At 44.2% G+C, this 12,050-nt stretch carries 10 protein-coding genes; 6 read left to right on the plus strand and 4 right to left on the minus strand.

Translation table 11 applies throughout. The features are described from left to right. Position 1 precedes the first annotated feature (1 nt). The 3 genes from MgSA37_RS07240 (at position 2) to MgSA37_RS07250 (ending at position 5,646) form a co-directional block, all read left to right on the plus strand. Positions 2–1,756, plus strand: coding sequence for a family 43 glycosylhydrolase (locus MgSA37_RS07240; RefSeq protein ID WP_096350818.1), 1,755 nt, complete (start codon positions 2–4; stop codon positions 1,754–1,756). An 84-nt stretch (positions 1,757–1,840) separates the two neighbouring features. Further along, positions 1,841–4,741 (plus strand): gliding motility-associated C-terminal domain-containing protein, encoded by a 2,901-nt coding sequence (locus MgSA37_RS07245; RefSeq protein WP_096350820.1) that lies wholly within the window; start codon positions 1,841–1,843, stop codon positions 4,739–4,741. 107 nt (positions 4,742–4,848) lie between these two features. Next, on the plus strand, positions 4,849–5,646 hold the full coding sequence (locus tag MgSA37_RS07250) for a carboxylesterase family protein (RefSeq protein WP_096350822.1): 798 nt from the start codon (positions 4,849–4,851) through the stop codon (positions 5,644–5,646). Positions 5,647–5,793: 147 nt separating this feature from the next. Here MgSA37_RS07250 and MgSA37_RS07255 read toward each other — a convergent pair whose 3' ends face one another. The 4 genes from MgSA37_RS07255 to MgSA37_RS07270 all read right to left on the minus strand — a co-directional run bounded on the left by MgSA37_RS07255 (position 5,794) and on the right by MgSA37_RS07270 (position 8,751). Further along, positions 5,794–6,480: a hypothetical protein gene (locus tag MgSA37_RS07255; RefSeq protein ID WP_096350823.1), complete on the minus strand. Its 687-nt coding sequence runs from the start codon at positions 6,478–6,480 to the stop codon at positions 5,794–5,796. Positions 6,481–6,593: 113 nt separating this feature from the next. Further along, on the minus strand, positions 6,594–6,809 hold the full coding sequence (locus tag MgSA37_RS07260) for a DUF2442 domain-containing protein (RefSeq protein ID WP_096350825.1): 216 nt from the start codon (positions 6,807–6,809) through the stop codon (positions 6,594–6,596). A gap of 91 nt (positions 6,810–6,900) precedes the next feature. Beyond that, the gene (locus tag MgSA37_RS07265; protein WP_096350826.1) at positions 6,901–7,626 is read right to left on the minus strand and encodes a YebC/PmpR family DNA-binding transcriptional regulator; all 726 of its coding nucleotides are present in this window, start codon (positions 7,624–7,626) and stop codon (positions 6,901–6,903) included. A 171-nt stretch (positions 7,627–7,797) separates the two neighbouring features. After that, complete coding sequence (locus MgSA37_RS07270) at positions 7,798–8,751, minus strand: NAD-dependent epimerase/dehydratase family protein (protein ID WP_096350828.1); 954 nt, start codon at positions 8,749–8,751, stop codon at positions 7,798–7,800. Between the two features lie 275 nt (positions 8,752–9,026). On the opposite strand from MgSA37_RS07270, the gene MgSA37_RS07280 reads away from it, so the two are divergent. The 3 genes from MgSA37_RS07280 (at position 9,027) to MgSA37_RS07290 (ending at position 12,043) form a co-directional block, all read left to right on the plus strand. Beyond that, entirely contained in the window at positions 9,027–10,034 is a 1,008-nt protein-coding gene (locus MgSA37_RS07280) for an aspartate-semialdehyde dehydrogenase (protein WP_096350831.1), read from the plus strand. Between the two features lie 144 nt (positions 10,035–10,178). Next, the gene (locus tag MgSA37_RS07285) at positions 10,179–10,964 is read left to right on the plus strand and encodes a hypothetical protein (protein WP_096350833.1); all 786 of its coding nucleotides are present in this window, start codon (positions 10,179–10,181) and stop codon (positions 10,962–10,964) included. A gap of 161 nt (positions 10,965–11,125) precedes the next feature. After that, positions 11,126–12,043, plus strand: coding sequence for a LysR substrate-binding domain-containing protein (locus MgSA37_RS07290; protein WP_232010803.1), 918 nt, complete (start codon positions 11,126–11,128; stop codon positions 12,041–12,043). The last annotated feature ends 7 nt before the right edge of the window (positions 12,044–12,050 follow it).

The following is a 12,050-nucleotide window of genomic DNA, read 5'->3' on the forward strand; positions in this document are numbered from 1 at the left end:
AATGAAAAAAGCTTTTCTTTTTATAACGATTACCTGCTGTATGTTGCTGCTTGCAAACTGCTCTATCGCGCAGCAAAAACAATTAACCTATTGCAACCCGATCAATATTGATTACGGTTATACGCCGATCCCTAATTTTGCTACCGAAGGCAAGCACCGGGCCACCGCCGATCCGGTGATCACCATGTACAAAGGAGATTACTACCTGTTTTCAACTAACCAGTGGGGGTATTGGTGGAGCCATGATATGTACCACTGGAATTTTGTTTCCCGGTCGTTTTTAAGGCCCGAACATCATGTATATGATGATCTATGCGCTCCCGCAGTTTGGGTGCAGGGAGATACTTTAATGGTATTTGGTTCAACCTATTCATCCAACTTCCCGATATGGATGAGCACCAACCCAAAGGCAAACGAATGGAAAGAAGCTATCCATGAATTTGAACCCGGCGGCTGGGATCCGGATTTTTTTAGGGATGATGATGGCAAATTATACATGTATAATGGCAGCAGCAATACCTATCCATTATACGGCGCGGAGATCGACCCCAAAACTTTTCATTTAAAAGCCTACCGTAAAGAGATGTATTTTTTGCAGCCCTTCCGTTACGGCTGGCAGCGCTTCGGCGAGAATATGGACGACACCTTTTTGGATCCGTTTATCGAAGGTTCGTGGATGACTAAACATAATGGTAAATACTACCTCCAATACGGCGCACCCGGAACAGAATTCAGCGGGTACAGTGATGGGGTAGTAGTGGGCGACAATCCGCTCGGGCCGTTTACGCCGCAATCAATGCCCTTTAGTTATAAACCGGGAGGCTTCGCAAGGGGCGCTGGTCATGGCAGCACCTATACGGATGCGTGGGGGAATTACTGGCATATCTCCACGATCACTATCGCCGTAAAAAATAGTTTTGAACGCCGCCTCGGCATCTGGCCCACTGGTTTTGATAAGGATGGCGTTTTGTATTGCAACACCGCATTCGGCGATTATCCTACCTATTTGCCTGACGGAAAAGAAGATCACCTGCAAAGCCGCTTTACCGGCTGGATGCTGCTGAATTATAACAAACCGGTGCAGGTATCCTCAACCCTGGGAGGCTATATGGCCAATAATGCTGTGGATGAAAATATTAAAACCTACTGGAGCGCGGAAAGCGGTAATCCCGGCGAGTGGATCCAAAGCGATTTGGGTAAGGAAAGTACGGTAAATGCTGTTCAGATTAATTACGCAGACCAGGACGCTACGATATTAGGGAAATCAACCACTACTTTTACTCAGTATAAATTATATTATTCATCCGATGCCAGGAAGTGGCACATCCTGACCGATAAAAGCCGGAATAAAACCGATGTGCCGCATGATTATATCGAATTATCAACACCGGTAAGGGCCCGGTATATCAAACTGGAAAACGTACATATGCCCACCGGCAAATTCGCCATCAGCGGCTTGCGGGTTTTTGGTAACGGCGGCGGCAGCAAACCTGATACTGTACAGAACTTTGTGGTTTTACGCACCGAAAAGGATAAACGCAGCGCCTGGATAAAATGGCAAACGGTTGATAACGCTTTCGCTTACAACATTTATACCGGAACGGCTGCTGACAAGCTATATAACTGTATCATGGTTTACTCGGCCAACGAGTATTATTTAAAAACGATGGATAAAGAGAAACCGTATTACTTCAGGATTGAAGCTATAAATGAGAACGGCATATCCGCAGCCACAAAAGTTATCAAGGTGGAATAGACAGTGTTAATAAAATCCGGCCTCCTAATTTACCGGGCTAAGTAATTTTCTTGTACTTTAGAATCGTTTTGCCGGGGTGCCACTATGATTATCCGTAAATTACTTCTGTTTTTACTGTTATTTTTTATTGGTGGTAATTTATTTGCGGCAACTTTTACCGTTACCAGTAATGCTGATGCAGGCGCCGGAACCCTGAGGCAAGCCTTGTTAGACGCCATCGGCAATGGCACCGCCGCCACCGACTATATCTATTTTAATTTACCCGGGAACACCCTGGCCGCGCTAACAATAACCCTGCAATCTGAATTGCCTGATATTTCGGCAAATGTTGTTATTGACGGTACCACGCAACCGGGTTCATCACTTGGCGTAAGTAATGCCAAGGTGATCATTACGCCAGCAGTGCCTGCTGCAAACTTTAACGCCTTTAAAGTCTCAACCCTGGTTGGTGTTAATGACGCTGTTGAAATTTACGGTTTGTATATCGACGGCTTTTCGCCAAATCAAGCCGGCTTAGGCAGCGCAATCCTGTCAGGCGCCAATTGCAAGCTGGTTATTGGTGCGCCGGGCAAAGGAAATGTGATCAGCGGCAATGATTACGCCTTTAACGGCTTGTTTCAAAATGCGATAATTCAAAGTAATTTTATCGGTATACAACCTGATGGCATTACTGCCTTTAACAACTCATCTGTTTTTTATTCAGGGCAGGATTATCAGGGTATAATGATCGGTGGTGTAAACCCCCTGGATGGCAATGTAATATTGAGCGGTACCATCAGCGGGATCAATTTTGGCGGCGTTGCGGGTGGCGCCAATAAATTAGCAACCGTTGAGAATAATTTTTTTAATACCGACTACACCGGGACTAAATCAATAGGGGCGGCAACTAATTCATGCATCCTGGTTAATGATCCGAATACCCTGCTATTTGTAACCGCCAACGTTTTTAGCGCTACCGAAATTGCAGTAGTAGGGCTAAATAAATCGGCGATGATCGTCAAAGGGAATTTTTTCGGGACCGACAGGTCGCAGGCATTTCCCCTGGGGGCGGGTACCAATGCTATAGAAAACAGCGATGTAAACTCGGTTATAGGCGGCACCTCCGCCGCAGATCAGAATGTTTTTACCAATTACCAAAACCCGATTGATGCGTACAACAATTCCTATACAAACGTGGTACAGAATTCATTTTATTGCAATACCAATGTGCAGTTAAATGACCCCACGGGACAAAATTTTATCAGGATAACTAAGCTTACCAATAACACAGTTGGCGGCGATGCACCTGTAGGTGCAATTGTGCAATTGTACTTTACCCAAACCAAGTGTACAAGTTGTAATCCTAATTCATGCTTTGCGACAGTTACTGCTGATGCGGCCGGGCAGTGGTCATACACTGGCAGCATAACCCAAAATGTGTTAGCCTCCTCAACCGTTTTGAATAATACCATTGGTTTTCAGTTTGACGCCATCTCGCAGACCGATGTCACCATCACCAATTTTGATTGCCATCATGCCGGGTCAATCGCGCTGACCGAAAATAGGGTAGGGAATTTTCAATTTACGTGGATGGACAGTAATAATGTTCCGGTAAGTACAAGTCAGAATGCTACCGGCCTCGCACCCGGCAATTATACCCTGCAAATAAGCGAAAACGGAGGCTGCCCTTCGGTAACATCCGAAGTTTTTACGGTGATTGATTTAACCCCAAAAGTTTTTCCGTCGACTTTTACTACGGATTGCACCAACCCTACAGGTCATTTTACTACTTTCCCCAGTACCGGCCCCGGCATTACGGTAGCCAATTATTACTGGGAAGACGCCAGCGGCAACATTATTCCAAACGGAAATTCAAATACCATCAGCAATCTGGCGCCCGGAATTTACTACTTGTACATTACCGATAGCAATGGGTGTAATTCAAATAAGGCAACCTTCACCGTGAACCCTCCAACTGCGACACCGGTGATAGATGAAAGCGCTGCGGTTCCGACGGATGCCACCTGCGGCCGTTCAAATGGTTCGGTTACCGGAATAACGCTCACCAATGCAGGGAACGCTAATTATGGATGGAAAAGGGCGAACGGGACGTTGTATTCATCCGGTCAAATGGATTTGCTGAATGCAGCTGCAGGACAATACTACTTTTTCGTTCAATATAACTTTAATTGCCCCCCTGTAAAAAGCGCAATTTATACCATTAATGCTATACCCGTTATTCAGATTGCCGCAGGCACCGAACAAATTACCAGCGACCAGTGTGCCGAGGGTGTTGGTAGTATTCAAAATATCACGGTTACCGGCGGGGTGCAACCCTATACTTACAATTGGATCAATTCATCACAGCAAAGTGTCAGCACCTCGCTGGATTTGACAGGCGTAGTTAACGGAACCTATACCTTGCAGGTAAAAGATGCCACGGCATGTGGTTTGGCAACAAAAGATTATACCATCGGTAATCAAACTATTACAGTAGCAGCGCCGGAGGCAGACAATGTGCAGTTATGTTATGCAGGCGATGTGATGATTATGGTGAAAAATCCGCAGCCAGGTTACGGATATCGTTTATATCCCTCGGCAACCGGCCCGGGCTTAACCGATCAGCAAGGCAGCGGCATTTTTAAGATCCCTGTAGCCAGTTCGCAAAGTGTTTATATCAGCCAATACATCGGCGGATGCGAAAGTGCCCGTACAGAAGTGAAAATAACTGTAGGTCTCTCAGCATTAAATATACCCAACACCTTTACGCCTAATAATGACGGGGTGAATGATTTTTGGTTGCTAAAAGGCATTGAAAATTATCCCGATGCTATGGTAAGGATTTTTAACAGGTATGGCCAAAAAGTATTTGAATCAAAAGGATACACGCAGCCCTTCAACGGCAAACTTGGGAGCTCGTTACTGCAGCCGGGGGTTTACTATTATATTATCAACTTAAACTCAAACTGCAACCTGCTTTCGGGGAGTATTACGCTGGTGCGGTAAGTTTCTGCGCCATTTTGGAAACAAATATTTATTCTTCGTAGTTATTACGCCAGGGATACATTATTTAAAAAATAGCCGTTTAAAATAATCAACAACAAATTAACTTTATGATCAGGCAAAAAATTTACTTATTCATATTATTTGTATGCTTTGTTTTACCGGCAGTTACCCATGCGCAAAGCACTCAACCATTTGATAGCGGCTCATATATCGCCAAAAACGATACCATGCCTTACCGCATATTGTTCCCGCTTAATTTCGATCCTGCTAAAAAATACCCGTTAATATTTATACTGCACGGCGCCGGCGAGCGCGGGAACGACAATGAAGCACAGCTTAAATACGGGCCGAAACTATTTTTAAATGATACCATCAGGTCGAAATATGCTGCGATAATAGTTTACCCGCAATGTCCGCCAGGCGGCTTTTGGTCCAACGTGAAAATGGAGGATGATTCGGCAACAAGAAAGACCAAATTTATATTCCAGGTTAATGCGCCGCCAACCCGGTCAATGCAAACATTGATGGCTTTGGTTGACGAGTTTTTAGATAAGCCTTATGTAGACAAGCACAAAGTTTATGTAGGTGGATTGTCGATGGGAGGGATGGGCACATTTGAGATCATCGGCCGAAGGCCAAACATCTTTGCAGCCGCATTTGCCATGTGCGGCGGCGACAATACGCTGAATGCAAAAAAATATGCCAAAAAAGTCCCGCTTTGGGTGTTTCATGGCGAAAAGGATAGTGTTGTGCCCTATTCCCACTCAGAATCAATAGTTGCCGCAATAAAACAGGAAGGCGGCAGCCCCCGTTATACCCTTTATACGAACGACGACCATAACTGCTGGGACGACGCCTTTGCCGAGCCTGACTTTATGCCCTGGTTGTTTTCGCATAGTAAGTAATTTAAAAATAACAAATTTGTCCTTGCGAGGCACGGAGCAACCTCGTCGCTGACAGGTCGTCAATATGCACTGGCGTTCATGCAATGGCGACGAGGTTGCTTCTTCGCTTTGCTCATCGCAACGACAAGGTGTTTATGGCTTGACTAATTATTCTTCCGCTTTTGGAGGTATATTCTTCATGTTAAACCGGGGCTTGTAAGCCGGTTTGGGTGTAGTAGCTTCAACCGGTTTTTCTTCTGGAGCAAGTTCTTCCTCAGTCGGCTTTTCTTCAGTTTTGTCTTCGGCGACTATCGGCTTTGGCATGTTGGCAGCCTTAAATCGTGGCGTAAATCCTGGTTTTGCAGGTTGGGGTTGTGGAGGAGCTTCCGTCTCCGGTGTTTTTTCCCCGGTTTTATCTTCAGTAACTACCGGCCCGGGCATGTTAGCCGCCTTAAACCTTGGTGTAAAACCAGGTTTCACCGGTGTCGGTGCGGGTGCAGGTGCAGCTTCAACAGGTTTGTCATCAGCAACTGCGGGCTTCGCTATATTGCCAGCTTTAAATCGCGGTACGAACCCTGTTTTTGCGGCCTGGGGCGCAGCTGCGGGGTTGGGTAAGCTTTCGCCGATGGCTGGCTGAGCAAGAGGTGGAGTAACAACAGGCTTTTCAATTTTAACTTCAGGCGCCAGGTGAAATTGGTGCCGCAATTTATTGAACCAGTATTTTTTGGTATGATCGAAACTTTTTTCGCCCATCTCAAAAAAATGGATTTTAAATTCAGAAAATAATCCCGGTTCGGCTTTTTCCAAAGCCGGCAGGTCAATTCTTTTCTTTATAAAAAACTCTTCGAAGGTCATATGGAGATATTAGATATGAGATGTGAGATATGAGAAAACGCCCCATTCTAAACCTCTCATTTTTTCATATTATTTAATTCCTCATCTCAAATCTCATGTCTCAAATCTCATACCTACAATGAAACATCCAGGTTAAGCTTATTAAAATGTAAGCCTTTATCCGTTTGTGTCCAGTCTTCCCGCTCTTCATCCGTAGCCTTTTGCAATTCAGGGAACCATTCCAGGGGGAAGGCCTGCTGCTTGCCATTTTCTTTTTCAACAAAAAGCAAGCCATTGCCAAACGTTACCTTGACTTTCTTATCGTTTTTGCGTGTGCTCAGTAATGGCATAAATCAGCCCCCTCTAAATCTCCCCCGGTAGGGGAGACTTTTTGTAAATGTTTTTTTAAAGCCCTCCCTACCGGGGAGGGTTGGGAGGCGCTTACTCCTGCATATTATGATAAACCGCCTGCACGTCATCATCTTCTTCCAACCTGTCGATCAGTTTCATAATATCAGTGACCTGCTCTTCTGAAACTTCGTGGAATGATTGTGCAACCCGTTCCAGCTTTGCCGATTTAACTTCAAGGCCAGCCTCTTCCATCGCCTTTTGCATTTTGCCGAAATCTTCAAATGCTGCATGTACAACAGCAATATCGTTGCCATTTTCGTCGGCCTCAACAAATAAGTCCTCCAAACCAGCATCTATCAGTTCAAACTCCAGCTCTTCCAGGTCGCGGTCACCGGGTTCGAAAGTAAATACGGACTTCCGGCTGAAAATAAAATCAAGGGAGCCGGTTTTACCCAACGAGCCACCATATTTGGTAAAATAACTGCGGACGTTAGCCACTGTACGGTTAATGTTATCGGTAGCAGTTTCTACCAATATGGCCACGCCATGCGGCGCATAGCCTTCGTATACTATTTCTTCGTAATCTTTTTCGTCGCGGCTGATGGCGCGTTTAATGGCCGCTTCCACACGGTCTTTCGGCATGTTTACTGCCTTCGAGTTCTGTATAGCTGTTCTTAAACGTGAGTTGGTGTTCGGGTCACCGCCTCCGGCTTTTACCGCCATTACAATTTCCTTACCCAAACGGGTAAATTGCACTGCCATTTTACTCCAGCGCTTTAGTTTTCTTTCCTTACGAAATTCAAATGCTCTTCCCATATGTTTTTAGTCCATGGTCCATGGACTATGGACCATGGACTTTGCGATAAATATAATACTTCTTTTTATTTCGGACGCCGGATTTTCGATTTCGGATTTAGTCGGGGTAAATTTACTTAATAACCCCGGACCAAACACCTTTCACCTTTATCCTTTGACCTTTCACCTTTTTTAAACAAGCTCCCTTAAATTCAGCAGCATATCTGCCACTATTTTGGGCAGGTTGTACTCCAGTTGCCAGCCCCATTCATTTTGGGCATAGCTGTCATCAATTGATTTCGGCCAGCTGTCGGCAATTTGCTGGCGCGGATCGTTATCACTATAACTGATCTCAAAACCAGGGATGTGCTTTTTTATTTCTTCGGCCAGTTGTGTTGGCGTAAAGCTGATGCCCGCCAGGTTGTATGACGAGCGGATCTCCACCTTATCAGCAGGGGCATCCATCAGCATGATGGTGGCGCGTATGGCATCATCCATATACATCATAGGTAATGCAGTGTTTGCCGAAAGAAAGCATTCATAATGACCACTTTTAAGCGCCTCGTGAAAAATATGCACCGCGTAATCTGTTGTGCCGCCACCCGGGTTTGCCCGCCAGCCGATCAGCCCCGGATAACGCAGGCTCCGCACATCCAGGTTGTATTTGTTAAAATAATATTCGCACCAGCGTTCACCCGCCAGTTTGCTGAAACCGTAAACCGTATTGGGGTCCATTACGCAATATTGCGGCGTATCCCATTGCGGTGAATGCGGTCCGAAAACGGCTATAGAACTTGGCCAGAAAACCTTTTTTACGTTAAATTCCACCGAAAAATCGAGTACATGCAGCAGGCCAGTCATATTTAAGTCCCAGGCAATTTTTGGTTTTTGTTCGCCTACGGCAGATAGTATGGCTGCAAGATGGTAAACCTGGGTGGGGCGGTGTTTTTCAAATATATGGTGCAGGTTATCCTTATCCAAAACGTTGACGATCTCGTAAGGGCCGCTGTTTTTTCGTAAGTTATAGATAGGGCTTTTCAGGTCTGAAGCAATTACAGCGTCTGCCCCGTGTATTCCCCTTAATATAGCAACCAGTTCGGTGCCTATTTGTCCGTTAGCGCCAATTACCAATATTTTTTCGCTCATGCAAAGCCGGTTTGAGGCTGCAAAGGTAGGAAATTGGTTGTAAATGTTGTAAGGAGTTGAAATGTTGTAACGTTTGAAAGTTGTAATGTTGAAAAATATTTTTAGCGTCAAAATCCATGGATTTTACAGACTTTTCGGTATCATTTAACATTCCAACCTTACAACATTCCAACTTTTCAACAAAAATCCGCATATTTGCATTTAAAATAATTAAAATCAGGATGAAACTGCCGTGAGGTAGCTTCATTATTATCAAAAAACAATTTAAAAACAAAATGAAAGTCGCAGTAGTAGGTGCTACAGGATTAGTAGGCACCAAAATGTTGCAGGTTCTTGAAGAACGCAACTTCCCCGTTACAGAATTAATTCCGGTAGCTTCAGAGAAAAGTGTAGGTAAGGAAATCACTTTTAAGGGTAAGCAGTACAAGGTAGTTTCTGTTGAGGATGCGATAAAACAGAAGCCCGATGTTGCCTTATTTTCGGCAGGGGGCAGCACTTCATTGAGCCAGGCGCCGCTTTTTGCAGCAGCAGGTACAACAGTTATCGATAATTCTTCCGCATGGCGCATGGACCCTGCCAAAAAACTGGTAGTGCCCGAAGTTAATGCCAATGTATTAACCGCCGAAGACAAAATTATCGCTAACCCCAATTGCTCAACCATACAAATGGTAGTGGCTTTAAAACCATTGCACGATAAATATAAAATTAAAAGGGTAGTAGTATCAACCTATCAATCAGTAACCGGTACAGGCGTTAAAGCGGTTGACCAGTTGTTTAACGAACGTAAAGGTATTGATGGCCCTAAAGCTTACCCGTACCAGATCGACCTGAATGTATTGCCGCATATCGACGTTTTTACCGAAAACGGCTATACCAAGGAAGAAATGAAAATGGTGAATGAAACCAACAAGATCATGGGCGACGACAGCATTAAAGTAACTGCTACCACAGTGCGAATCCCGGTAATGGGTGGTCACTCCGAATCGGTAAACATTGAGTTTTTAAACGATTTTGATGTGGCTGAAGTACGCGAATTGCTTGCAAAATCGCCTGGCATTATTGTAGTGGATGATCCTGCTAACTTAAAATATCCAATGCCGCTTGACGCGCATGATAAGGACGAAGTATTTGTAGGCCGCATCCGCCGCGACGAAAGCCAGCCGAATACGCTGAACTGCTGGATCGTATCAGATAACCTGCGTAAAGGCGCTGCTACCAATGCCGTGCAGATTGCAGAGTATTTGTATGCCAATCACCTGATAGGGCAGGCGGTAGAAGTTTAGTTGATTGGGTTGAATAAGTTGGATTGGGTTGATTGAGTTAACCTTTTCTTAACCTAATCAACCACTCACTAAATAAACATATTCAACTTATAAAATAGGGATGATCGGGAGATTATCCCTATTTTTATTTAAAAATTATTTTTGATGAAAGCATTTAAGCTTCTTTGTTTACTACTTTTTATTCCCTTTATCACATTTGCCCAAACGCCAAAAACCATCGAAACAGATCTTGTTAGCGCTTTTAACAGGATTGATTATTGGTACGGGAAGCAAGGAGATACAACATCGGATATTTTAGCTGTTTCTGATTCGCTTGCAAAAGCCAATGATATTTTTGGACGAAAATTGCAGTATTATACAAGTAAATACCCATTTACAATTAGTCAGAAGTTTTCAAGCTTTGCAGACATTGGATTGGCAACCATTGAATCTGCCGATGGGCAATTCAGAATATACTCCTGGGATACATATATGGGAGGAACCATGCATGATTTCGCCAATGTAATTCAATATAAAGCCGGGCAAAAAACAAATTCCATTTTGGATACGGCGTCTGCAGAAAACGAAAAATATATTTATGCCTATGCTGATTTATATAATATGAGTGCCAATAATCATGTCTATTATCTCGCCGTCTATTATGGCGTGTTTTCCGGGAAAGACAAGGGAAAAGGGATAAGGATTTTTTCAATTGAAAACGGAAAGTTGGTTGATGCAAAGCTGATTAAAACCAACAGCGGATTTCATGACAAGCTTTATTATGCATATAACCCATTATCAGTCACCAATAATATAAAAGACGCAGATATTCATTATGATGCGACCCAAAAGACAATTTCACTTCCAATAATTACGGGCGAAGGCTATGTAACCAACAATCGTATTATTTATAAATTTACAGGACAGTACTTTGAGAGGGTTAAAAAATGAATTTCAATCCCGTAGAGCCGCAATACTTTGCGGCTCTGAACCAACATACCAATATAAGGCGTTTGTCCAAGGTGACTTGCAAGCGGGAGACGCAAAATATTACGCCTCTACAAAAATCAAAACCATCATTATAACTTTTAATTATACCGTTTTCCTTACCTTTGAAAACAGTATACGCTATGATCTCTTTCTCTCACCGTGTTTTTATGCAGGTTGCTGCCAATTTGAGTTTCAGCAAGGCGGCGCAAACACTTTTTGTTACGCAGCCGGCGGTAAGCAAGCATATCAAAGCGCTGGAAGATCAGTATAAAGTGCCATTATTTGAGCGGAAGGGAAATAGTATTTTGCTGACCGAAGCCGGGAAAAAATTAAACGAATACCTGTTGCAGGCTACCGAAATTGAACGTAAAGCGGAGTATGACCTGTCGGTTTTGAGCAGCCTTTCGCATGCTGCCGGGCATTTACGGCTGGGGGCCAGTACTACTATCGCGCTGTATATTTTGCCCTCTATATTATCAGGCTTTCAGCGGGAATATGCCAATGTGGATGTTCAGCTGGTGAACCGGAATTCTGAGTATATTTTAAATGCCTTGTTGAATCATGAGGTGGATATTGGCATTATCGAAGCCGATAATAAACTGACGACTGTATCCTACAAACCCTTTATGAGCGATGAGGTAATCCCGGTATGCTCCGCCAAAAGCCCGCTGGCCGGGAGGTCATTAACACTGAAACAGTTTGTAAAAACGCCGCTTGCTTTAAGGGAAAGAGGTTCAGGCACCCTGGATGCTTTGCTGCGCTCCTTATCGGCCTTGCACATTAAACCGGCTGACCTTTCGGTAAAAATAAGATTAGGCGGTACCGAAGCATTAAAGAATTTCCTTTTGGCCGATCAGTGCCTTGGCTTTATGCCCAGGCCGTCTATCGTGCGCCAGCTGGCCGAGGGCGATTTGGTGGAGGTACCGATTGATGGCTTAAAAATAACCCGCGATTTCTTTTTCATCCGCCGCAAAGGTACCGAGGATTATGGGTTGACCAGTAATTTTATTGAGTATGCATTGAAACATATTCTGGATTGACAGACAA

Source organism: Mucilaginibacter gotjawali (assembly GCF_002355435.1).
Lineage (GTDB): Bacteria > Bacteroidota > Bacteroidia > Sphingobacteriales > Sphingobacteriaceae > Mucilaginibacter > Mucilaginibacter gotjawali.

Coding starts and splice junctions, on each gene's coding strand:
- MgSA37_RS07240 (WP_096350818.1), top strand. CDS start 2: ATGAAAAAAGCTTTTCTTTTTATAACGATTACCTGCTGTATGTTGCTG.
- MgSA37_RS07245 (WP_096350820.1), top strand. CDS start 1,841: ATGATTATCCGTAAATTACTTCTGTTTTTACTGTTATTTTTTATTGGT.
- MgSA37_RS07250 (WP_096350822.1), top strand. CDS start 4,849: ATGATCAGGCAAAAAATTTACTTATTCATATTATTTGTATGCTTTGTT.
- MgSA37_RS07255 (WP_096350823.1), bottom strand. CDS start 6,480: ATGACCTTCGAAGAGTTTTTTATAAAGAAAAGAATTGACCTGCCGGCT.
- MgSA37_RS07260 (WP_096350825.1), bottom strand. CDS start 6,809: ATGCCATTACTGAGCACACGCAAAAACGATAAGAAAGTCAAGGTAACG.
- MgSA37_RS07265 (WP_096350826.1), bottom strand. CDS start 7,626: ATGGGAAGAGCATTTGAATTTCGTAAGGAAAGAAAACTAAAGCGCTGG.
- MgSA37_RS07270 (WP_096350828.1), bottom strand. CDS start 8,751: ATGAGCGAAAAAATATTGGTAATTGGCGCTAACGGACAAATAGGCACC.
- MgSA37_RS07280 (WP_096350831.1), top strand. CDS start 9,027: ATGAAAGTCGCAGTAGTAGGTGCTACAGGATTAGTAGGCACCAAAATG.
- MgSA37_RS07285 (WP_096350833.1), top strand. CDS start 10,179: ATGAAAGCATTTAAGCTTCTTTGTTTACTACTTTTTATTCCCTTTATC.